Source organism: Rhodococcoides corynebacterioides NBRC 14404 (assembly GCF_001894765.1).
GTDB classification, from domain to species: Bacteria; Actinomycetota; Actinomycetes; order Mycobacteriales; family Mycobacteriaceae; genus Rhodococcoides; species Rhodococcoides corynebacterioides.
Genome location: NZ_BCWV01000002.1, coordinates 637,190 through 659,021 on the forward strand (window position 1 = coordinate 637,190; position 21,832 = coordinate 659,021).

The 21,832-nt window shown below is 71.1% G+C and carries 19 protein-coding genes; 6 read left to right on the forward strand and 13 right to left on the reverse strand.

The window, feature by feature from the left end; all coding sequences use genetic code 11:
* Positions 1 to 828 carry an alpha/beta hydrolase gene (locus RC2_RS04400; protein WP_245810952.1) on the reverse strand — a complete coding sequence of 276 codons (828 nt, stop codon included), beginning with the start codon at positions 826 to 828 and terminating at the stop codon, positions 1 to 3.
* Between the two features lie 315 nt (positions 829 to 1,143).
* On the opposite strand from RC2_RS04400, the gene phoH2 reads away from it, so the two are divergent.
* The gene (gene phoH2 / locus RC2_RS04405; protein ID WP_068147726.1) at positions 1,144 to 2,457 is read left to right on the forward strand and encodes an RNA 5'-3' helicase PhoH2; all 1,314 of its coding nucleotides are present in this window, start codon (positions 1,144 to 1,146) and stop codon (positions 2,455 to 2,457) included.
* Positions 2,458 to 2,609: 152 nt separating this feature from the next.
* Entirely contained in the window at positions 2,610 to 3,470 is an 861-nt protein-coding gene (locus tag RC2_RS04410; RefSeq protein ID WP_068147728.1) for an acyl-ACP desaturase, read from the forward strand.
* 4 nt (positions 3,471 to 3,474) lie between these two features.
* Here RC2_RS04410 and RC2_RS04415 read toward each other — a convergent pair whose 3' ends face one another.
* The 3 genes from RC2_RS04415 to glpX form a co-directional block, all read right to left on the reverse strand.
* Complete coding sequence (locus RC2_RS04415; RefSeq protein ID WP_068147731.1) at positions 3,475 to 3,894, reverse strand: hypothetical protein; 420 nt, start codon at positions 3,892 to 3,894, stop codon at positions 3,475 to 3,477.
* A gap of 78 nt (positions 3,895 to 3,972) precedes the next feature.
* Positions 3,973 to 5,370 carry a class II fumarate hydratase gene (locus RC2_RS04420; RefSeq protein WP_068147734.1) on the reverse strand — a complete coding sequence of 466 codons (1,398 nt, stop codon included), beginning with the start codon at positions 5,368 to 5,370 and terminating at the stop codon, positions 3,973 to 3,975.
* Positions 5,371 to 5,422: 52 nt separating this feature from the next.
* Entirely contained in the window at positions 5,423 to 6,460 is a 1,038-nt protein-coding gene (gene glpX, locus RC2_RS04425; RefSeq protein WP_068147738.1) for a class II fructose-bisphosphatase, read from the reverse strand.
* Between the two features lie 98 nt (positions 6,461 to 6,558).
* On the opposite strand from glpX, the gene RC2_RS04430 reads away from it, so the two are divergent.
* Entirely contained in the window at positions 6,559 to 7,131 is a 573-nt protein-coding gene (locus RC2_RS04430; RefSeq protein ID WP_072681155.1) for a DUF4245 domain-containing protein, read from the forward strand.
* Positions 7,132 to 7,154: 23 nt separating this feature from the next.
* Here the strand turns inward: RC2_RS04430 and RC2_RS04435 are convergent, their stop codons facing one another.
* Genes RC2_RS04435 through RC2_RS04445 form a run of 3 tightly spaced genes read right to left on the reverse strand, consistent with a single transcriptional unit; the run spans position 7,155 to position 9,276 of the window.
* Entirely contained in the window at positions 7,155 to 7,367 is a 213-nt protein-coding gene (locus RC2_RS04435; RefSeq protein ID WP_068102404.1) for an exodeoxyribonuclease VII small subunit, read from the reverse strand.
* Positions 7,364 to 8,632 (reverse strand): exodeoxyribonuclease VII large subunit, encoded by a 1,269-nt coding sequence (gene xseA, locus RC2_RS04440; RefSeq protein WP_068147742.1) that lies wholly within the window; start codon positions 8,630 to 8,632, stop codon positions 7,364 to 7,366. The genes RC2_RS04435 and xseA overlap by 4 nt, the downstream gene beginning before the upstream one ends.
* Positions 8,629 to 9,276 carry a lipid droplet-associated protein gene (locus RC2_RS04445; RefSeq protein WP_068147745.1) on the reverse strand — a complete coding sequence of 216 codons (648 nt, stop codon included), beginning with the start codon at positions 9,274 to 9,276 and terminating at the stop codon, positions 8,629 to 8,631. The genes xseA and RC2_RS04445 overlap by 4 nt, the downstream gene beginning before the upstream one ends.
* A 90-nt stretch (positions 9,277 to 9,366) precedes the next feature.
* On the opposite strand from RC2_RS04445, the gene RC2_RS04450 reads away from it, so the two are divergent.
* On the forward strand, positions 9,367 to 10,407 hold the full coding sequence (locus RC2_RS04450; protein ID WP_068147749.1) for a 4-hydroxy-3-methylbut-2-enyl diphosphate reductase: 1,041 nt from the start codon (positions 9,367 to 9,369) through the stop codon (positions 10,405 to 10,407).
* A gap of 17 nt (positions 10,408 to 10,424) precedes the next feature.
* On the opposite strand, the gene RC2_RS04455 is transcribed toward RC2_RS04450, so the two are convergent.
* Together RC2_RS04455 and RC2_RS04460 are read right to left on the reverse strand one after the other, a co-directional pair.
* Entirely contained in the window at positions 10,425 to 11,300 is an 876-nt protein-coding gene (locus RC2_RS04455; protein WP_139277264.1) for a DUF6542 domain-containing protein, read from the reverse strand.
* 83 nt (positions 11,301 to 11,383) lie between these two features.
* A complete protein-coding gene (locus RC2_RS04460; RefSeq protein WP_072681157.1) occupies positions 11,384 to 12,562 on the reverse strand; it encodes a DNA recombination protein RmuC in 1,179 nt (392 codons plus the stop codon).
* Between the two features lie 113 nt (positions 12,563 to 12,675).
* Here RC2_RS04460 and RC2_RS04465 point away from each other — a divergent pair, with 113 nt between their 5' ends.
* Both RC2_RS04465 and RC2_RS04470 read left to right on the forward strand, forming a co-directional pair.
* Complete coding sequence (locus RC2_RS04465; RefSeq protein ID WP_068149706.1) at positions 12,676 to 13,878, forward strand: metallophosphoesterase family protein; 1,203 nt, start codon at positions 12,676 to 12,678, stop codon at positions 13,876 to 13,878.
* The gene (locus tag RC2_RS04470) at positions 13,875 to 16,856 is read left to right on the forward strand and encodes an AAA family ATPase (RefSeq protein WP_068149714.1); all 2,982 of its coding nucleotides are present in this window, start codon (positions 13,875 to 13,877) and stop codon (positions 16,854 to 16,856) included. Before RC2_RS04465 ends, RC2_RS04470 begins: the two co-directional genes overlap by 4 nt.
* A 4-nt stretch (positions 16,857 to 16,860) precedes the next feature.
* Here RC2_RS04470 and RC2_RS04475 read toward each other — a convergent pair whose 3' ends face one another.
* The 4 genes from RC2_RS04475 to RC2_RS04490 form a co-directional block, all read right to left on the reverse strand.
* A complete protein-coding gene (locus tag RC2_RS04475; RefSeq protein ID WP_245810980.1) occupies positions 16,861 to 18,156 on the reverse strand; it encodes an AI-2E family transporter in 1,296 nt (431 codons plus the stop codon).
* 98 nt (positions 18,157 to 18,254) lie between these two features.
* Entirely contained in the window at positions 18,255 to 19,190 is a 936-nt protein-coding gene (locus RC2_RS04480; protein ID WP_068149703.1) for a DNA-3-methyladenine glycosylase family protein, read from the reverse strand.
* Positions 19,191 to 19,214: 24 nt separating this feature from the next.
* Positions 19,215 to 19,400, reverse strand: coding sequence for a YbdD/YjiX family protein (locus RC2_RS04485; protein ID WP_371828695.1), 186 nt, complete (start codon positions 19,398 to 19,400; stop codon positions 19,215 to 19,217).
* Between the two features lie 8 nt (positions 19,401 to 19,408).
* A complete protein-coding gene (locus RC2_RS04490; RefSeq protein ID WP_068149698.1) occupies positions 19,409 to 21,691 on the reverse strand; it encodes a carbon starvation CstA family protein in 2,283 nt (760 codons plus the stop codon).
* Positions 21,692 to 21,832 lie beyond the last annotated feature (141 nt).

Below are 21,832 nucleotides of genomic sequence, written 5' to 3' on the forward strand. Positions count from 1 at the left end.
CTACCGGTTGCGCAGCGGAAGTCCCGCGCCGGCGAGGAAGGCGAGCACGTTCTCCTCGACTTCGTCGCGGTTGGTCTCGTTGAAGATCTCGTGGCGGGCGCCGTCGTACTTCTTCTCCTGGAACGACGCGCCCCGGAGCGACGCCATGGCCGCGGCGGTCGGCTCGTAGGGCACGAGCTGGTCGTCGCCGCCGTGCAACCACAGGGTGGGCTGATCGCCGAGCGTGCCCGACGTCGCCACGGTCTCGACCGCCCGGCCGAAGGTCTCGAGCGTCGCGCGGGCGAAGGGGCCGTGGTGGACGAGCGGATCGGCCTGGTAGGCGGCACCGACGTCGGGGTCGCGGGAGAGCACCGACGGATCGATCGGGATGTCGGGGATCTCGTCGAGATCGAGCAGCGCGGCGAAGACCTCCATCTTCCCCACCAGGGGGCCGGAGAGCACCAGTGCGGCCAGCTCGTCGCGGTGGGTCTGGGCATAGCGCGTGGCCACCAGGCCGCCCATGGAATGACCGATCAGCACGAGCGGCAGGTCGGGGAATTCGGCGCGGGCGCGCTCGGCCACGGTGTGCAGATCCGCCACCACGGCGTCGACGTCGGTCACCACGGCGCGGTCGCCGTCCGAGCGTCCGTGGCCGTGGTGGTCCGGGGCGAACACGGCCGCGCCGGCCGCCACCAGGGTGGAGGCCAGGTGCGCGTAGCGACCGGAGTGCTCTCCGTAGCCGTGCGCGATCAGCACGAGGAACTGCGGCGGTCGTGGCACCGGCCACGATCGGTACGCCACCGTTCCCTGTGCGCCGTCGAATTCCTGCATCTCCTGGGCGTTCTGCACGACGGCGACGCTAACAGCGTCGGCCCGTGTTGCGGGCCGAATACCGAATGCGCCGACTCCGAGGGGAATCCGTCACACGGTGTTCACCGACACGCCCGACGACGGATCGGGTCCCGGGTCACCCGGCGGCAGTAGCGTCGGCAGTGCGGACGGCGGGGAAGCCGTCCGTGCGGGAGGTCTCCGACATGGTCGAATCCAACGACCCGAGAAGGGACCGGATCCTCGGTCTCGTCGACGTTCGGCGGTCGGCATCGGCAGACCCTCCGGTCCAGCGATCGACCACGTCGCGCCCGCGCGGCGTTCGAGGAGTCCGAAGTGACTGCAACTCGCTCCGCCACCACCCGCACGTACGTCCTCGACACCTCGGTGTTGCTCTCCGATCCGTGGGCCGTGACCCGGTTCGCCGAGCATGCCGTCGTGTTGCCCCTCGTGGTCATCGGTGAGCTCGAGGGCAAACGCCACCATCACGAACTGGGATGGTTCGCTCGGGAGTCGTTGCGGATGTTGGACGACCTGCGCATCGAGCACGGTCGTCTCGATCAGCCGGTCCCGATCGGGGTCGACGGCGGCACTCTGCAGGTGGAGCTGAACCACACGGATCCGTCCGTGCTTCCGGTCGGGTTCCGCACCGACACCAACGACGCGCGGATCCTCGCGTGCGCGCTGAACCTCGCCGCCGAGGGCCGGGACGTGGTGCTGGTCAGCAAGGACATCCCGCTGCGGGTCAAGGCGGGTGCGGTGGGCCTGCCGGCCGACGAGTACCACGCTCACGACGTCGTGCCCTCGGGTTGGACGGGAATGGCGGAGCTCGAGGTGTCGCGTGAGGTCGTCGACACCCTGTTCGCGCACGGCGTCGTCGATCTGGACGAAGCGCGAGACCTGCCCTGCCACACCGGCGTTCGCCTGCTCGGCGGGTCGTCGAGTGCGCTCGGGCGCGTGACGCCGGACAAGCAGATCCAGGTGGTGCGCGGCGAGCGGGAGGCCTTCGGGCTGCACGGTCGCTCGGCGGAGCAGCGCGTCGCGCTGGACCTGCTTCTCGACGAGTCCATCGGCATCGTCTCGCTCGGCGGCAAGGCCGGCACCGGCAAGTCGGCGTTGGCCCTGACGGCCGGACTCGACGCGGTGCTCGAACGTCGGACCCATCGCAAGGTGGTGGTGTTCCGCCCGCTCTACGCCGTCGGCGGCCAGGAGCTCGGCTATCTGCCGGGCAGCGAGAGCGACAAGATGGGCCCGTGGGCGCAGGCGGTGTTCGACACCCTCGACGGGCTCGCGAGCCCTGAGGTGATCGAGGAGGTCACCGCGCGCGGCATGCTCGAGGTGCTTCCGCTCACGCACATCCGCGGGCGATCGCTGCACGATTCGTTCGTCATCGTCGACGAGGCGCAGTCTCTCGAGCGCAACGTGCTGCTGACCGTGCTCTCCCGCCTGGGGTCCGGCTCGCGCGTGGTCCTCACCCACGACGTCGCCCAGCGCGACAACCTGCGGGTGGGCCGGCACGACGGTGTGGCCGCGGTGATCGAGAAGCTCAAGGGCCATCCGCTCTTCGCGCACGTCACGCTGACGCGGTCCGAGCGGTCACCCATCGCGGCCCTGGTGACGGACATGCTCGAGGAGTTCGGACCGGCCTAGCAGCACACCTGGCGAGGTGCCGGTGCCCCGGTCACGACGGATGGTGTGACCGGGGCCAGAACCTGGCGGCCGCCGACTGGTAGTCACCCAAAGACGGGGGGAGGAGCGTCAGGATTCCGAGCCGGGCTGGTCCGGCCGTTATTCTCTGGGGCATGGACACCAGCGACCACGACGTGTTGACCGCCCTGGAATCGGACGCCGCGCGAGTCCTCGAGGCTCATATCGAGGTGGCCGACGGGTGGCAACCGCACGATTACGTGCCGTGGGACGCGGGCCGGAACTTCGCGTTCCTGGGTGGCGAGGACTGGTCGCCGGATCAGGTGTCGCTGTCCGACGTCGAGGTGCTGGCGGCCACCGTCGGGGTGCTGCTGGCCGACAACCTCCCCGAGTACCACCGTGACCTCGCGTTCGCGCTGCGGGCGAACGACACGTGGTGGAAGCTGATCGGTCGCTGGACCGCCGAGGAGAACCGGCACGCGATCGTGCTGCGCAACTACCTCATGACCACACGCGCCGTCGACCCCGTCGAGCTCGAGCGCATCCGCGTCGAGCACATGACCACCGGGTACCGGTCGCCGTCGCTGCACGCGGTCCACATCCTCGCCAAGTTCGCGCTCGACGAGCAGGCCGCGGCCGTCCGCCACCGCCGCAGCGCCGACGTCAGCGAGGACGCGTTGCTGTCGGCCATCTTCCATCGCATCGCGACAGACGACGCCCTGCAGGCCGAGCTGTTCGTCGCGCTCGTCGCCGCAGCGTTGCGGCACGACGCGGACAGCACCGTGCGCGCCGTCGCGGACGCCGTCGAGTCGTTCTCGCTGCCGTCCGTGGACCTGCCCGGACGCGGCAACAGCACGGCCCTGCTGGCCGAGGCCGGTCTCTACGACGAGACGGTGCAGACCGAGCAGGTGATTCGGCCGTTGCTCGAGAAGTGGGGCGTCTTCGACCTCGACGGCCTCGGTGACGACGCCGCGGCCGCGCGCGACCGTCTCCGCTCCGCAGTGGGCGTGGCCTGACCTCTCACCGCGTCAGCGTGAAGCCGCCGATCGGGGCCGCGCCGCCGAAGCCGACGAAGTAGACGGTGCCGTTGTACCGGCCGGGGTTCGCCGGGTCGACGGTCATCTCGTCGTGCACCAGGGCGCCCAGCGCGGGCGAGAGTCGGCCGTAGTCGACGTGGATCACGTCTGCTCCCGTGGCGATGGACGGGGCGCTGTAGACGTCCGCCGGTAGTACGTCGGCTCCCAGCACACGGTTGGTGGCCGCGGTGCCGCCACCGGTGATGGTCTTGCCCTGCCAGAACGGGACCGGCGCGCCGGACGGATCCGTTCCGACGTAGACCCCGTCCGGTGGAAGGGGTGCTGCAGACGCCACTGCCGGTGCCGCGAGGGCGGCACCGGCAGCGGTGAGGACGAGCAGTGTGGCGGCGGACGTTCGCTTCATGAGGTGTCCTCACATCGGATGTGATCAGTCACACAAGAATGACCACTTCCGACGCTCCTCACACCACCCTCGCAAGGGTCAGTCGCGCACCTTCGCCATGGCGAGCACATCCAGGCGGGAATCCAGCTCGGCCTCGGACAGCTTCTCCGGCACCAGCCCGCGCTCGACGACGACCTCGCGGATGGTCTTCTTCTCCTTCAGCGCCTGCTTGGCGACGGCCGCGGCCTCTTCGTAGCCGATCGCGCTGTTGAGCGGAGTGACGATCGACGGCGAGGACTCGGCGAGCTGCTTGAGGTGCTCGTCGTTGGCCTCGAGGCCGGCGACGCACTTGTCGACGAACAGCCGGGAGACGTTGGCGAGCAGCTTCAGCGATTCGAGGAGGTTGCGCGCCATCATCGGGATGTAGACGTTGAGCTCGAACGCACCGGCGGCGCCGCCCCACGCGATGGCGGCGTCGTTGCCGACGATCTGGGCCGCGACCTGCGTCGCAGCTTCCGGCAGCACCGGGTTGACCTTGCCCGGCATGATCGAGCTGCCCGGCTGCAGGTCCGGCAGGCGGATCTCGCCGAGACCGGTGAGCGGGCCCGAACCCATCCAGCGAATGTCGTTGGCGATCTTGGTCAGCGACACCGCGATGGTGCGCAGCGCACCGGACGCCTCCACGAGGCCGTCGCGCGCGGCCTGGGCCTCGAAGGAATCCTTCGCCGGGGTCAGCGCGTCGACACCCGTCGACTTGACCAGCTCGGCCACCACCTTCGGGCCGAAGCCGTCGGGCGCGTTCAGGCCGGTTCCGACGGCGGTGCCGCCGATGGGCAGCTCACCGAGGCGGGGGAGGACCGACTGCACGCGCTCGATGCCGGCCTCGATCTGCCGCGCGTAGCCGCCGAATTCCTGGCCGAGAGTGACCGGCACGGCGTCCATGAGGTGGGTGCGACCGGACTTGACGACGGTCTTCCACTCGGTGGCCTTGGCCGCGAGCGCCTCGTGGAGGTACTGCAGTGCCGGGATGAGGTCGGTGACCGCGGCCTCGGTGGCGGCGACGTGCGTGGCCGTCGGGAAGGTGTCGTTGGACGACTGCGACATGTTGACGTGGTCGTTGGGGTGGACCTCGACGCCGTTGGTCTTCGCGATGCTCGCGATGACCTCGTTGGCGTTCATGTTGGAGCTGGTGCCCGATCCGGTCTGGAACACGTCGATGGGGAACTCGCCGTCGTGCTTGCCGTCGGCGATCTCGGTCGCGGCGGCCACGATGGCGTCGGCCTTCTCCGCGTCGAGCAGACCGAGATCCTTGTTGACCTGTGCGCACGCGGCCTTGAGGAGGCCCATCGCACGGATCTGCGTGCGCTCGAGGGGGCGTCCCGAGATGGGGAAGTTCTCGACGGCGCGCTGGGTCTGGGCGCGCCAGAGTGCGTTCACGGGGACGCGGACCTCACCCATGGTGTCGTGCTCGATGCGGAACTGGTCGGAATCAGTCATGAACCTTTGCCTCGTCGGTTGCGGGTCGGTTGCGGGAAATCTCGGGGACGGATCAGAAGGACGGGACGGCGCCGGAGTCACCGTCGAAGTCGACGGACGAGTACTCCCGGAGCTTGTCCAGGCGGTGGTAGGCGTCGATCATGCGGACGGTGCCGGACTTCGATCGCATCACGATCGACTGCGTGTGAGCGCCGCCGCCGGAGTAGCGCACACCCTGCAGCAGGTCGCCGTCGGTGACGCCGGTGGCCGTGAAGAAGACGTTCTCGCCCGACACCAGGTCCTCGGTGACGAGGACACGATCGAGGTCGTGACCGGCGTCGATCGCCTTCTGACGCTCGGCGTCGTCGGTCGGGGCCAGCGCCCCCTGCAGCGTGCCGCCGAGGCACCGCATGGCCGCGGCCGCGATGATGCCCTCGGGCGTGCCGCCGGTCCCGAGCAGGATGTCGATGGGGGAATTGGGGCGGGCCGCCGCGATGGCACCGGCGACGTCGCCGTCCGAGATCAGGCGGATACGGGCGCCGGTGTCGCGCACCTGCTGGATGAGTTCGGCGTGGCGGGGACGGTCGAGGATGCAGACCGTGACGTCGGTGGTCGATCCCTTCTTGACCCGCGCGATGCGCTCGATGTTCTCCCGCACCGGAGCGGTGATGTCCACGACCTCGGCGTAGTCCGGACCGACGGCGAGCTTGCGCATGTAGAACACGGCCGACGGATCGAACATCGCGCCGCGTTCGGCGACCGCGAGGACCGAGATGGCGTTCGGCATGCCCTTCGCCATCAGCGTGGTGCCGTCGACCGGATCCACGGCGAAGTCGACCTCGGGGCCGTTGCCGTTGCCCACCTGCTCGCCGTTGTAGAGCATCGGGGCTTCGTCCTTCTCGCCCTCGCCGATGACCACCACGCCGCGCATCGAGACCGAGGACACCAGCTGCCGCATGGCGTCGACGGCCGCACCGTCGCCACCTTCCTTGTCGCCGCGGCCCACCCAGCGTCCGCTGGCCAGGGCCCCCGCCTCGGTGACACGCACCAGTTCGAGAGCCAGGTTGCGGTCCGGTGCCATCGGGGTGGAGCTGTCGGTGCTGGCCGTCATGTGCGCGGTGCCTCCTCGGGCGGGGATACGTGCCGTGATTGTCGCATCACACCCCGCGCGGCGGCGTCGGCAGGTCGGCAGGTGGGATAGTGGACTGCGTGGCCGAGAAGAAACCCAGGATCCTCCAGAACAACAAGGACATGGCGTGGTCACTGATCCCGCTGCTTCTCGCCTGCGTGGTGATCGCGGCCATCGCCGGGCAGTGCTCGTTGCGCGTCGGCGGCCCGGAGGCCGGACAGGTTCCTCGTATCGATCTGGGCGCGACATTGCAGGCGGACGCCGACTCGGTCGATTTCCCGATCCGCCGCCCCGAGGTTCCCGCGGACTGGATTCCCAACTCGGCGTCTCGCCCCTCGATCGCCGGGTCGGACTCGGCGGTCAGCACCGTCGGCTTCGTCACTCCGTCGGGAAGCTACCTCGGCCTGACGCAGAGCGACGCGAGCGAAGAGGACCTCCTGCGCTTCCGCGCGGACGGCAAGCGCACCGAGGGGCAGGGCGTGGAGTCCGTGGCCGGTTCGGAATGGGTCGTCTATCGCGGTGAGGACACCGAACCCTTCTGGGTCACCGACTTCGGCGGGAGCCGAGTGCTCGTCACCGGGTCGGGAAACCAGGACGAATTCCTGGCTCTCGCCTCGGCCGTGGCGTCGGCACCGGTGCTCGACCCGCGCTGACCGACCCGGACGGCCGAGGGCCGTCAGTCGTCGTCGCGGCCGGCGAGCGCGTCCTCGATGCGGGCGCGGGCACCGGCGAGGTGCTGTTCGCATCGGGCGGCGAGCGCCTCACCGCGTTCCCACAACGCCAACGACGCGTCCAGGTCCAGGCCACCCTGCTCGAGCACCTTCACCACGTCCACCAGCTCGTCGCGGGCGGCCTCGTAGCCGAGTTCGTCGACCGGCGTCTCGCTCATGGGTCCATCCTCTCCGACGCGGTGCTCGGCGCGGCGACCCGCCCCATCCCGACAGCGGTCACGGACCCGTCGGCCACCCGGATGCGCAGCTGCGTGCCCGGTGGGGCGTCCACGACGCTGCGCAGGACCTCGGGATCGTCGCCCGGCACCACCCGCTGCACGACGGCGTAGCCGCGGGCCAGCGTGGCAGCGGGGCCCAGGGTGACCAGCCGGGCGCGGAGGTGGTCGACGGCCGTGCTCTCGGCGGCGAGGGCGCGGCGGACGTCCCGGCGGACGACGCGGCGCATCTCGGCGATCTCCTCGCCGCGGCGGTCGAGTCCCGACACCGGATCCGCGAGAACCGGGCGGTTCCGGAGCGCGTCGAGTCCGCGGGCCTCGCGGGCGACCCAGCCCCGCAGGGCGGCGGAGCTTCGGGCGCGGAGCTCCGCCACCAGGGCCAGTTCCGCCTCGGCGTCGGGAACCACACGCTTGGCCGCGTCGGTGGGTGTCGCGGCGCGGACGTCCGCGACGTGATCGCTGAGCGGGCTGTCCGGCTCGTGACCGATGGCGCTGACGATCGGGGTCCGGGCGGCGACGACCGCGCGGCAGAGTGCCTCGTCGGAGAACGGAAGCAGGTCCTCCACGCTGCCGCCGCCGCGGGCGAGGACGATCACGTCGACGTCGGGATGCTCGTCGAGTTCGGCGATGGCGCGCAGGATGCCGGGCACCGCCGACGGGCCCTGCACCGGAGTGTTGCGAACCTCGAACCGCACGGCGGGCCAGCGTCGTCGGGCGACCGACAGCACGTCCTTCTCCGCGGCGCTCGCGCGAGCCGTGATCAGTCCGACGGCGCGGGGGAGGAACGGCAAGGGGCGTTTCAGGCGGGGATCGAAGAGGCCCTCCGCCGCGAGCATGCCGCGCAGGCGTTCGATCCGCGCGAGCAGTTCGCCCACGCCGATCGCGCGAATCTCGGTGGCGCGCAGCGAGATCGTGCCCCGGCCGGTGAAGAAGGAGAGCTTGCCGTAGAGCACCACCCGCGCGCCCTCGACCACCGGCACGGGGGAGGACTGGATGAGCATCGGCGAACACGTGACCGACAGCGACATGTCCGCCGCCGGATCACGCAGCGTGAGGAACGCCGTGCGCGTGCCCTGCCGCACCGACACCTGGGTGAGCTGACCCTCCACCCAGATGCTGCCGAGCCGGTCGATCCACCCGGCGACCTTCGTGGCGACGCTGCGGACGGGGAGGGGATTCTCCGGCGAACTGACCGGTGGCGAGGTCACTTCGCGCGGGCGGTGGTGATGCGGTTCTCGAGCATGGTCCGGTAGGGGGCGCGGTTCTTGGCGGCGGTCTCGTAGTCGAGCAACTCGGTGAGATCGTCCACGGACAACGACCGCAACCGGGCGCGCAGCTGGGCGAGGGTCAGTGCGTCGTAGTCCAGGTACTCCGCGATCTCCGGTCGGGCGTCGGCAGCCGTGAGCGTCGGAGCGACCACGTGATCGGCGGGCTGCACCTCGGACGGCGGGGTCGAGTAGAGCGCGAACCGGCCGGACGTCGGGGACTCGCCCTCGGTCGAGTCCGCATCCGAGGACGTGACCTTGGTCGGTGCGGGCCGGGCCGGGGCGTCGACGGCGACGTCGGTGTAGCGACCGGGGGTCGGGCCGGCGTCGGACGGGAGCGCCGGGTCGTCGTCGAACGTCGCCCACTCCGGCTGCTCCTCCGGCCGACCGCCGAGCAGGGAGAACACCTGGTCGCCCTTGATCGCGAGCTCGGTGACCGTCTGCTGGAAGCGCATCGCGGTCTGGAGCACCTCGCTCACGGCGGTCATCGGCAGCGAGAACGCCGTGGTGGGGAGTCTCCGAGCCTCTTCCACCACCGTGACGGCGATGCCCAGCGCGACTCGGGCTGCGAAGGGAGGACGAATCATGACGCCCAGAGTGCCCGACGACGCGCCGTTTTCCCAGTCGAGTCCCCGCGCGCGCGGGTGTCGGTCGGGGAGGGCACGTATCCTGGAGCCATGTCCTCGGCTGTGCCCAGTACCCCGTCCACCTCGGCGCCGATCGCGCTCGACCTCGGCATCGCCCGGCGGGCGACGACCGAGGGGGAGTACACCGGGCCCAAGCGCGTGTTGCTGGCCGAACCCCGCGGGTACTGCGCGGGTGTCGACCGCGCCGTCGAGACCGTGGAGAAGGCGCTCGAGAAGCACGGCGCCCCCATCTACGTGCGCAAGGAGATCGTGCACAACCGCCACGTGGTGGAGACGCTGACGGATCAGGGTGTCGTCTTCGTCGAGGAGACCGACGAGGTGCCCGAGGGCGCGCTGCTCGTGTTCTCCGCCCACGGGGTGTCGCCGGCGGTGCATGCCTCGGCCGCCGAGCGGAACCTGCGCACCATCGACGCCACCTGCCCGCTGGTCACCAAGGTGCACCAGGAGGCCAAGCGTTTCGCACGCGACGATTTCGACATCCTGCTCATCGGCCACGAGGGTCACGAGGAGGTCGAGGGCACCGCGGGCGAGGCGCCGGATCGCGTGCAGGTGGTCGACGGACCCGAGAGCGTCGACGCCGTCACCGTGCGGGACGAGAGCAAGGTCATCTGGCTGTCGCAGACCACCCTCAGCGTCGACGAGACCATGGACACCGTCGCACGTCTGCGTGAGAAGTTCCCGCTGCTCCAGGACCCGCCCAGCGACGACATCTGCTACGCCACGCAGAACCGCCAGGTGGCGGTCAAGGCGATGGCGCCCGAGTGCGATCTGGTGATCGTGGTCGGATCGCGGAATTCCTCGAACTCCGTGCGACTGGTCGAGGTCGCGCTGGCCGCGGGCGCTCGCGCGAGCTACCTCGTCGACTACGCGAAGGAGGTCGACACCGCGTGGCTCGAGGGCGTGCGGACGGTCGGCATCACCTCCGGCGCCTCGGTACCCGAGGTGCTCGTGCGCGGCGTCCTGGATCTGCTCGCCGAACACGGCTTCGGCTCCGTCGAGCCCGTCACCACGGCCAACGAGACCCTCGTCTTCGCCCTGCCGCGGGAGCTGCGGACCACCGCTCGCGTCTGACGCCCCCCGGCGGGCGCCTAGTTCTCCCGGTCCCGGTAGCGCACCCGCGGCGTGGGGTGCGGCGTGACGTTCTCCACTCCCGTTCGGCGCTCGGGGTAGGCACGGGCTTCGGGGTAGGGCCGGGCCTCGGGGTAGGGGCGGGGCTCGGAGTACGGGCGGGGTGCGGAGTAGGGCCGGGGGTCCGCCGATCGCCGCGGCTCCCGTTCCCGTCGACGCTCACTCTCCGAGCGCGGCCGACGGCCGGTCTCCGGGGCCGAGTGCGCCTGCTCGTCGTCACGGGGCGTTCCGCGCATCCGCCGGGATGCCGGTGCGTCGGCACGGGCCCGCCGGGTTTCCGCGCGGCCGCCCGCTCGTCGGCCGGTGGTCTCGGGCCGTGCGTCGGCCTTCTCCGGTCGCCGCACGCGGGTCTTGTCGGTCGTACGACCCTCGTTCTTGCGCGGCTCGGCCCTGCGGGACTCGGCTTTGCGGGACTCGGTCGGGCGCGTCGAGGGCCGGGAGGCGGAGCTGCGGGCGCGGGCGGGGTGCGGGCGATCGAGCAGCAGCCGGGCCGCGCCGATGCCGAGCACCAGCATCGTGGTGAGGAACATCAGCGGGAAGCGATCGACGAGCGGGACCGCGACGGTCAGGACGAGGTCCTTGAGCGAGCTGCCGGCATCGTCCCCGGTGGTCTGGTACGCGACGGGGACGGCCACGATCATCAGCAGCGGCGGCTGCACCATCGCGGCGAAGAGTCCTTTGCGGCGCACGGCCACCACGGCGAGGGCGCAGCCCAGAACGTAGAGCACAGCGAAGGTGGCGCCGGGTTCTCCGGCTCGCATCGCGTCGACGGCGAAGCCGAGGACACACGCTCCGGCCGCCAGCGCCACGGCACCCCACGCGGGGATTCCGGGCACGGTGGGGAGCGCCGAACGGTGATCGAGTGGCACTCCCGAGCGTGCGTGTTGGGTGGTCGACACACACCGAGGTTAGCGCCGATCTACCCGGGAGCCTCGGCGGCGTGCCCGTGACGCGGCGGCGCCGTGGTGTGCGTCGCTGCCCGGACCACGCCCCGCGGGCGAACGTCGACGGTGCTCGCGGTGGGCGGATCCCCGTCGAATCGGGACATCTCGTGCAACCGGCGCGCGGTCACGAACACTCGGTTGTCCAGCGAACCGACCGCTGTGTTGAACGCGTCGACGGCCTTGCCGAGATGGTTGCCCACCTTGTCGACGTGGTCGCCGACCGTCCCCAGCCGCTCGTACAGTTCGCGGCCGAGGGCGACCACGGCAGCGGCGTCCTCCGCCAGGCTCTCCTGGCGCCAGGTGAAGGCGACCGTCCGCAGCAGGGCGACGAGGGTGGTCGGGGTCGCCAGCACCACGTTGCGGGTGAAGGCGTGCTCGAGCAGGCCCCGATCCCTGGTGAGCGCGGCGTCGAGGAAAGGATCGCCCGGCACGAACAGCACGACGAATTCCGGCGACGGGTCGAACGCCCGCCAGTACTTCTTGTCCGCCAACGCGTCGACGTGGGTGCGCAGGTGCCGAGCGTGGCGCTCGAGGTGCCGATCGACGGTCTCCGGATCCGTCTCCGCCGCCGCGTCGAGAAACGCCACCAGCGGCACCTTGGCGTCGACCACGATCGAGCGTCCGCCCGCCAGTCGCACCACGAGGTCCGGCCGCACGCCGTCGCCGACGACCTGGGTGTCGAAGTCGCAGTGCCGCGTCATCCCGGCGAGTTCGACCACACGCTCGAGCTGCATCTCGCCCCACCGCCCGCGGATCTGGGGTGCGCGGAGGGCGGTGACCAGCTGATCGGTCTGCGACGCGAGATGCCGGGACGCCCGGTGCATCCCGGCGACCTGCTCGGTCAGTCCCGCGTAGGCGCTCACCCGGTCCCGCTCGGCCACCCGCACGTGGTTCTCCAGGGCGTCCACGGCGTCCCGCAGCGGGTCGACCACCCGGGCGATGCTCTCGCCGATCGCGCCCGAGTGTCGGCGGGCGGCGTCCTCGTTGAGCAGCGCGAGCGAGCGGCGGACCGCCTCCTCGCCGGCGGCGGAGGCGGCCAGACGCTCGCCCGCGCGGGCGAGTTCCACGTCGCCCCTCGCGCTGCGGAGCCACCAGCCCAACGCCATACCCACAGCGAGGGCGACGAGGACGACGAGTGCGGTCACGGCGGTCATGGCGCACAGCATGGCCGATACCACCGACACGTCCGTCCGAGACGGAGATCGAGCTCGGGGGCCTTCCGTGCGTCGACCGCACTCTGTCGGACCCCTCCGTTAGCGTCGGTCGTATGAAGATCCTGCACACCTCGGACTGGCACATCGGGCGCACCTTCCACGGTGTCGACCTGCTGGCCGATCAGCGGCGTGCGCTCGACGCGGTGGCGGACATCGTGCGTGAGCGCGGGGTCGACGTCGTGGTCGTGCCCGGCGACGTCTACGACCGTGCGGTGCCCAGCGCCGACGCGGTTCGGTTGTGCACCAGCGCTTTCGAGCGCATTCGCGCGGCCGGTGCCCGCATCGTCGTGACGTCGGGCAACCACGATTCGCCCGCGCGTCTCGGCGCCGGCGCGTCGTTCTCCGCTGCCGGTGGCCTGCACGTGTTCACCACGGTGTCCGAGGTAGGGGAGCCGGTGGTCGTGGCCGACGAGCACGGCGACGTCGCGTTCTACGGCATTCCCTATCTCGAACCGGACGCCACTGCACGGGAACTCGGGGTGGCGAGTGGGCGTTCGCACGCGAGCGTCCTCGCAGCGGCGATGGGTCGCGTGCGGGCCGATCTCCAGGGGCGGCCGACGCCGACGCGGTCGGTGGTTCTCGCGCACGCGTTCGTGGTCGGCGGCGAGGCGACGGGATCGGAGCGGTCCATCTCGGTCGGCGGCGTGGAGACCGTCGCCGCGGGCGCGTTCGCCGGGGTCGACTACGTGGCGCTGGGACACCTGCACTCGCCGCAGGAAGTCGAGGCGCACGTGCGGTATTCCGGTTCCCCCGTGCCCTATTCGTTCGGCGAGCGGTCGCACCGCAAGGCGGTGTGGCTGATCGATCTCGATGCGCAGGGCCTCGCGGAGGTCACACGTGTCGATCTCCCGGTCGTGCGCGGGCTCTCCGTGCTCGAGGGCACGCTGGACGAGCTGGTGTCCGACGCGCGGTTCGACGCGGCGGAGGAGCACTACGTGTCGGCGGTGCTCACCGATGCGGTGCGGCCGATGGATGCCATGCGTGTTCTGCGCGAGCGGTTTCCGTTCGCCGTGCATCTCGAATGGCACCGTCCGGCGGGCTCGGACCTCGGGCGCTACCGCGACAAGGTGATCGGCCGGACGGACGCGGCCATCGTGCGCAGCTTCGTCACCGACATGCGGAGCGCACCGTCGGACAGCGAGTGCGCCCTGCTCGACGCCGCGGTGGAAGCGGCCGTGGCGCAGCAGGATTCGTCGACGGCGACGACGGCGACGACGGTCACGACGGACGACGAGTCGGTGGCGATGTCGGCGTGAGGCTCCACGCGCTCTCGGTGACGGCGTTCGGCCCGTTCGGGGGTTCGGTCGAGATCGATTTCGACCGGCTGGGTGCCGACGGTCTGTTCCTGCTGCACGGCCCCACGGGTGCCGGCAAGACCTCCGTGCTCGACGCTGTCGCGTTCGCGCTGTACGGGGTGCTCCCCGGGTCCCGCCGGGAGAATCGGCGCCTGCTCTCCGATCACGCCGAGGCGGGGGTCGTGCCGCGGGTCGTGCTCGACGCCACCCTCGGCGGCCGCCGCGTCACCCTCACCCGCACCCCGGAGTACCTGCGCCCCAAGCGCCGGGGCAACGGCGTGACCAAGCAGAACGCGTCCGCCTCGCTCGTGTGGGAGGACGGGGACGGCGAGAACCTCACGCGGATCGACGAGGTCGCGCGCGAGGTCGAGCGCCTCCTCGGCATGCGGGTGGACCAGTTCTTCCAGGTGGTGATGCTGCCGCAGGGCGAGTTCGCGCGGTTCCTGCGGGCGCGCACGGAGGATCGCGGCGCCCTTCTCGAGCAACTGTTCGACACCGACCGATTCACGTCCGTCGAGCAGTGGTTCGCGGAGCGGAGACGGGCTGGTGCCGACGCCTTGGCCGGCCGGACGGGCGCCCTCGACCGCCTCGCCGCCCAGGTGGCCACCGCGGCCGGTGTCGATCACGTCGTCGGCGACGACGTCGTCGACTGGGCCACCGGTCTGGCGGAGGCCGCCCGCGACCGGGTCGTCGTCGAGCAGGCCGGGCTGGCCGCCGCGCGCGCCGACCACGACACCGCCCGCGTCGCGGCCGCCGATGCCCACCGCCGGGCCGACGCGCGTCGTCGCGGCGAGGCCGCCCGGGCGGCCCTGGCCGCGCTGGCGTCCGGTCGTGCCGACCGGGAGCGTCGCGCCGAGGAACTCGCCGCCGCCGGCCGCGCCGAGGCCGTGATCGGTCGCCTCACGGCGTACGACGCAGCCCGACGGCGCGCCGACCGCGCCGAGGAGGCGCTGACGGCGGCGGTCGACACGGCCGCCGGAACCCGCGCCGCGGAGATCGTGGCGGCGTTGTCGTGGCCGCCGTCCGAGGCCGACGCGGCGCGTCTCGACGCGGCCGTGCAGGACTGGAGCGGGGAGATCGCCGTTCTCGACGGCGTCGCGGAGATCGAGCGGCACCGAGCGAGCGCCGACCGTGATCGCCGTGCGGCGTCCGACCGCGTGGCGGAGCTGACGACGACGCTCGCGGCCGCGCGGGCACGCCTGGACGCGGTGCCCGGCGACCGCCGGCGTCTCGACGCCGACCTCGCCGACTGTCTCGACGCCGCGGCGGCTCTGGGACCGGCCGAGTCGCGTCGGTCGGACGCCGCTGCCGCCGTCGACGCCCGGCTGGAGCGTCGTCGGGTCGAGCGTCGTCTGGCGGAGGCCGTCGAGGCGGCCGACGTCGCGCGCCGTCGTGGCGACGAGCTGCGGGCGCAGTGGCTGGACGTCCGAGAACGGCGTCTCGACTCCATGTCGGCGGAGCTCGCGGCGCGGCTGACGGAGGGTGAGCCCTGCACCGTCTGCGGGGCCACCGAACACCCGATGCCGGCGGTGCGCCGGGAGGATCACGTCGATCTCCGGGAGGAGCGCGAGGCGGAGGCCCGGAAGAGTGCCGCCGAGGCCGACGACGCGTCCGCGCGAGCACGGGTGGAGCACCTCCGGGAGATCCTGGCACTCTCGGGTCCCGACGATGGGGCCGAATCCGCCGTGCTCGCCGAGCGTCTCGACTCCGCCACGGCCGAGGTGATGCGGTTGCGGGAGAAGGCCGACCGCCGCGAGACGGTCGCCGCCGCACGGGCGGCCCTCGACCGTGAGGCCGACGAGACGGCTGCCCGCATCACCACCGTGTCGGCGGAGCTGGCGTCCACCCGCGAGCGACTCACCGCGCTCGAGACGCGGATCGCCGAGGACACCGCGCGCGTCGAGGCGGCGATCGGTCCCTCGGCGTCGGTGGCGGATCGCCGACGGGGTGTCGAGCAGGCCATCGAGGCCGCGATCGCCGTACGCGACACCCGTGCCGCCGCCGCTGCTGCCCGCGCCGCGGCGGATCGAGCGGACGCGGACGTGATCGACGCGGTGGCGGCGGCCGGGTTCGCCGGCCGCGCGGAGGCGATCGCCGCCGCGCGCACGGCGGAGGCGCGGGACCGACTGCGTGCCGACCTCGCCCGGGCCGAGCGTGAGGAGGCCGCGGCGGGCGCCGCGCTCGCCGATGCGGACGTCGCGGCGGCGATGGCGGGCGGCCCGGTCGACACCGAGGTCGTCGACGCGGCGGACGCCGCCACGCGCGAGGCACTGGACCGGGCCGTGGCGAGCGCCGACGGGGCCGAACGCAGGTCGCGCCAGCTCGCGGACCTCACGGCACAGCTGTGGTCCGTGGCGGACGCGATCGGACCGCTGCAGCGGCGGCAGCAGGAACTCGAGGGTCTGGCCGACGTCGTCGCCGGCCGCGGTGCCAACGCCCGCAAGATGTCGCTCCGGTCGTACGTCCTCGCAGCGCGGCTGGAGGACGTCGCCGCGGCGGCGTCGCTGCGGTTCCGGCGCATGTCGGAGGGGCGCTTCGAGTTCGTGCATTCCGACGAGGCCGGGCCGCGCGGCACGCGGGGCGGTCTGGGGCTCGACATCAGGGACGACTACACCGGGGTCGTCCGACCCGCCGGCACGCTCTCGGGTGGGGAGGCGTTCTGCGCGTCGCTCTCGCTCGCACTCGGGCTCGCGGACGTGGTCGCGGCGGAGGCCGGGGGAGTCACTCTCGACACGATGTTCGTCGACGAGGGCTTCGGCACCCTCGACGCCGACTCCCTCGACGCCGTGATGGGCGTGCTCGACGACCTTCGGTCCGGCGGTCGCACCGTCGGCATCGTCAGCCACGTCAGCGAACTGCGCGACCGCGTTCCCAGTCGACTCGAAGTGATGCGTGGGCGAACCGGATCGACCGTGCGGGTGCACGCCCCCGCGCTCTGACGGGTCAGTCGCGGGCGTCCGGCCGCGAAGACTCGGTGGGCCGAGAAGTGGCGGGGGCTGTGGAGGGTTCGGTGGGCTCGGGGGCGAAGCGGGTGTCGTGCTCGTGCACCACGACGGGCGCGTCGTCGCCCTCGGTCCCGAGATCGTCGTGCACCTTCTCGGCGATCACGTTGGCCGGCGGGTGTTCGTCCGACCGCAGCTCGATCTGCTCGTTGACGTACCGGACCAGGACGGCCGCCGCGGCGGCGACGGGAACAGCGAGGAACGCGCCGATGATGCCGAAGACGGAGCCGCCGGCGGTGACGGCGAGCAGGACGACGGCAGCGTGCAGTTTCATCGACTTGCTCTGCAGGATCGGCTGCAGCACGTTTCCCTCGATCTGCTGGACCGCGAGGATGATGGCCAACACGATGACGGCGGTCGTGAATCCGTTGGCCACCAACGCGACCAACACGGCCAGGGCACCGGCGACGAACGCACCGACGATCGGGATGAAGCCACCGAGGAACGTCAGCGTCATCAGGACCGGGGTCAGCGGCACCCCGAGAATCAGCAGGCCGATGCCGATGAAGATCGCGTCGATGGCGCTCACGATGGCCTGGGTGCGGATGAATCCGCCCAGCGTGTCCCAGACGCGGCTGAGCACCTCGGCGATGTGCCCGCCCGCCTTGCGTCCGGCGAGACCGTGCAGCCAGGGGAGGAAGCGCGGGCCGTCCTTGATGAAGAAGAAGCTCAGCACCAGCACCAGTCCGAGGGTGACCAGGATCGACCCGGCGGTGGCGACACCGGAGAACACACCGGACGCGATCATCGCGCCGCTGTCCTGCAGCTGATTGCCCACTGCCTGCACGGCGCTGTCGATCTGCTGGTCGTCCAGGTTCACCGGCGGGCCCTCGAGCCACTCCTGGACCTGGACGATGCCCTGCTGGGCACTGTCGGCGAGGTCCGGAGCCTGCTCCACGACGGAGGGGACGATGAACGCGACCACTCCCGCGAGCACCGCGAGGAAGCCCAGCAGCGAGGTCGCCGCGGCCAGCGCCGGGGGAGCCCCGATGCGACGCAGCCAGCGGGTCGGCGGCCACAGCACGGTGGCGACGATCAGCGCGAGCAGGACCGGCAGCACGATGACCCACAGCTGGCCGATCAGCCACCCGCCGACCCACAGCGCTCCGGCGATGACCAGGACCATCGCCGACCACTTGGCGAGCCACGCGCCACCACTGCCGAAGAGCGCGGAGCGGTCGCGGCGAGGGCGGGCGGCCTCGGTATCTGCGGACGAGGTTGCGTCGTTCTCTCCCACGGTGGGGTGTTCCTTCCCGTTGGGGGTGGTCACGAACCGACCCGAGGAGAAAGGTCGCATGCGTCCTGCACTGTACCCGGGCGGGCCGCAGTCACCCCTCATGCCGTGGCGACCGGATAGGCGCCCCGGTCGAGCAGAGCGACTCGCCACAGATGCATCGACGCCGACGAGCGCCACGGCGACCAGCGCCCCGACTCGCGGAGATCCACCCCCAGCAGCGCGGCGCCCTGACGCACGACGAGATCGGTGTCCAGCAGCACGTCGGGGTCTCCCTGAACACGCATGGACACGTACCGGGCGGTCCAGGGGCCGACGCCGCGGAGAGCGAGCAGGTCGGCCTCCTGTTGGGGGGCCGGTCGGCCGCGATGCAGTTCCACGTCGCCGTCGGCGAGTCGACGGGCGGTCTCGGCGATGGCGGTGATCCGCCGCGTCGGGCCGGTCAGAACGGACGCACCGGAATCGGCGACGGCTGCGGGGGTGGGGAAGAGGTGGACGATGCCGTGCTCGGCCGCCCCCTCGTCGTCGCCGACCGGATCGCCGAGCGCCGCGACCAGCCGCGCGGTATGGGTGGCCGCGGCACCGAGCGAGATCTGCTGGCCGATCATGGTGCGCAGCAGGGTCTCCGACGGGTCCACTGATCCGGGGACCCTGATGCCGGGCGCCTGTGCGACCGACGGAGCGAGGGCCGGATCCGCCGCCAACACCGCGTCGGCGTCGGCGGAGTCGACGTCGACGCCGTACAGCAGGCGCATTCGATCCAGGGCATCGGGGACGTTCCGGTCGTCCGCGGTGCGGACGACGACACGCAGCACCGTCCGACCCCCACTCGTACCCCGACGCGGGTGTCGATCGAGCCGACACGACACCACGGCCGGACCGTGCGGCAGACGGAGCGACCGCCGGTAGGTTCCGTCGACCATCGTCTCCATGCCGGGGACGGCATGACCGGCGAGGAACCAGGTCATCCACCCGACGTCGTACGGCTCGGTGACGTCGAGGTCGGCCTCGGTGGTGGTCCAGCGCGGTGCAGTCACCGCCTCATGGTGTCAGCGGAGGCGTCAGCAGCATCGGGCTCCCGGGTTGGCCTCGGCCTCCGCGTGACGACGACGCCAGTACTCCCGTTCGGAGGGAACGGGCGCGTCGGGGTGTCGGCGCTGCAGATGGTCGACGTAGCGGGCGTAGTCGTGGTCTCCCATGACGGAGGTGATCCACCAGTGCACGCCGCGCAGGGACCGGAGAACGATGTCCACGGTCAGTGCCCGCCGTGCCTGGTGCCGGGACGATCCACCACTCCGGACTCGATGAGGCGGTCCCACTCGGCCTGCACCGTCTTCTCCGCCTCGGTGGGGACGAACCCGCTGGGGGCGAACATCTTCGACGGCACATCGGGCTCCTCGGTGCCGGGCAGACCGCCCTGGCGAACCGCCTTGATGCACACCATCGCACCGGCTGCCGCGACCACCAGCACCAACCCGGCGAACACGATGGACAACGTGCCCTGAATGAACGTGTTGCGAATGACGGCATCGATCGCGTCGGGTGACGCTGCGGTGCGGAACTTCTCGAGGCCTTGCGCCTTGGCTTCCTTGAAGTCGCTGTGCTGCGCCCAGTAGCCGATGGCCGGGACCGAGGAGAAGATCTTCTGGTACGAGGCCGTCATGGTGACCACCAGGTCGAACACCAGCGGCACACCCGGAATCCACGCCCACTTGAACAGGCCCTTCTTCATCACGACGGTGAGCACCACGGTGAGAGCGATGGCTGCCAGCAGCTGGTTCGCGATGCCGAAGAGCGGGAAGAGGGTGTTGATGCCGCCGAGCGGGTCGGTGACGCCCATCAGCAGGATGGCGCCCCAGGCGCCGACGACGACGATCGAGCAGACCCACGCGCCCACGCGCCACGACGGGTCGCGGAACTTCTTCGCCGGGCCGCCGAGGTTGCCCAGCGAATCCGAGAGCATGAACCGAGCGACGCGGGTGCCGGCGTCGACGGTGGTGAGGATGAAGAGCGCCTCGAACATGATCGCGAAGTGGTACCAGAAGGATTTGAGGCTCTCGCCGCCGAACACCTGATGCAGGACCTCGGACATGCCGAAGGCGAGGGTGGGCGCACCGCCCGTGCGCGAGATGATCGACTCCTCGCCGACGTCGGCCGCGGCCTGCGACAGCTCGGCGGGGGTGATGTCGCCGCCGGACAGTCCGAGGCCGTTGACGTACTCCGCGGCCGTTTCCGGGGTGCCGCCGGTGAGTGCGGTGGGCGCGTTGAGGGCGAAGTAGATGTGCTGGTCGAGGATGCACGCGGTGACCAGAGCCATGATGGCGACGAACGATTCGGTAAGCATGCCGCCGTAGCCGATCATCCGCATCTGCTTCTCCTTCTCGAGAAGCTTCGGCGTGGTGCCGGACGAGATCAGCGCGTGGAACCCGGACAGCGCGCCGCACGCGATGGTGATGAACAGGAACGGGAAGAGCGAGCCCGCGAACGCCGGACCGTTGCCGGTGCTCGCGAAGGACGTGGTGTCCGGCATCTGCAGGACCGGACGCGCGATGAGGATGCCGACCGCCAGCAGGACGATGGTGCCGATCTTCATGAACGTCGACAGGTAGTCGCGCGGGGCCAGCAACAGCCATACCGGGAGCACCGAGGCGGCGAGGCCGTACGCGATGAGCAGCCACGCCACGGTGACCTTGGACAGCGTGAACCAGTCCGAGCCCCAGTCGGTTTCGGCGACCCAGCCGCCCGCCACGATGGCGAGAAGCAGCAGCACCACACCGATGAGCGAGACCTCGGAGACCTTGCCCGGGCGGAGGTAGCGCAGGTAGACACCCATGAACAATGCGATCGGGATGGTCAACGCAATCGAGAAGACGCCCCACGGACTCTCGGCGAGGGCGTTCACGACCACCAGGGCCAGCACCGCGATGAGGATGATCATGATGACGAACACGGCGACGATGGCGGCGGTTCCGCCGACCACGCCGAGCTCCTCGCGGGCCATCTGGCCGAGGCTGCGGCCGTGGCGGCGAGTGGACAGCCACAACACCAGGTAGTCCTGCACGGCGCCGGCGAAGACGACGCCCACGATGATCCACAGGGTGCCCGGCAGATAGCCCATCTGAGCGGCGAGGACCGGCCCGACCAGGGGACCGGCGCCGGCGATGGCCGCGAAGTGGTGGCCGAACAGCACGCGCCGATCGGTCGGCAGGTAGTCCTTACCGTTCTCGAGGATCTCCGCCGGAGTCGCACGATCGTCCCGCGGCCGCACGACGCGGTTCTCGAGGAGGCGTGCATAGAAGCGGAACGCGAAGATGTAGGTGCACACGGCGGCGATGACGAACCACACCGCGTTGGGATTCTCCCCGCGCACGATGGCGACGATCGTCCAGGCGACACCGCCCAGAATGCCGATGAGGACGAACATGACGCGCTTGGCCGCGGACATCGGAGTCCGGTCGACCACCGCGACCGGGGGCAGATCGTCGTCGTTCTTGACGAACTCGACGTGGGGGTTGTCTCTGTCGGAAACGACGGTCATCTACGGAGCTCCTGCGTCGGAAGGGCGATCATCGTGTGATCGGGGACACTGTAAGCAGGGCCACCGACATTTCGTGGCGGTCTCCACGCGCGCCTGTGTCACGACCTGACAACGCCGCCTGTTTCACCGGGTCGTCCGCGC

Excerpts from the sequence above, each read along its gene's own strand:
- RC2_RS04410 (WP_068147728.1), top strand. The coding sequence starts at position 2,610 with ATGGACACCAGCGACCACGACGTGTTGACCGCCCTGGAATCGGACGCC.
- RC2_RS04415 (WP_068147731.1), bottom strand. The coding sequence starts at position 3,894 with ATGAAGCGAACGTCCGCCGCCACACTGCTCGTCCTCACCGCTGCCGGT.
- RC2_RS04420 (WP_068147734.1), bottom strand. The coding sequence starts at position 5,370 with ATGACTGATTCCGACCAGTTCCGCATCGAGCACGACACCATGGGTGAG.
- glpX (WP_068147738.1), bottom strand. The coding sequence starts at position 6,460 with ATGACGGCCAGCACCGACAGCTCCACCCCGATGGCACCGGACCGCAAC.
- RC2_RS04435 (WP_068102404.1), bottom strand. The coding sequence starts at position 7,367 with ATGAGCGAGACGCCGGTCGACGAACTCGGCTACGAGGCCGCCCGCGAC.
- RC2_RS04445 (WP_068147745.1), bottom strand. The coding sequence starts at position 9,276 with ATGATTCGTCCTCCCTTCGCAGCCCGAGTCGCGCTGGGCATCGCCGTC.
- RC2_RS04450 (WP_068147749.1), top strand. The coding sequence starts at position 9,367 with ATGTCCTCGGCTGTGCCCAGTACCCCGTCCACCTCGGCGCCGATCGCG.
- RC2_RS04460 (WP_072681157.1), bottom strand. The coding sequence starts at position 12,562 with ATGACCGCCGTGACCGCACTCGTCGTCCTCGTCGCCCTCGCTGTGGGT.
- RC2_RS04465 (WP_068149706.1), top strand. The coding sequence starts at position 12,676 with ATGAAGATCCTGCACACCTCGGACTGGCACATCGGGCGCACCTTCCAC.
- RC2_RS04490 (WP_068149698.1), bottom strand. The coding sequence starts at position 21,691 with ATGACCGTCGTTTCCGACAGAGACAACCCCCACGTCGAGTTCGTCAAG.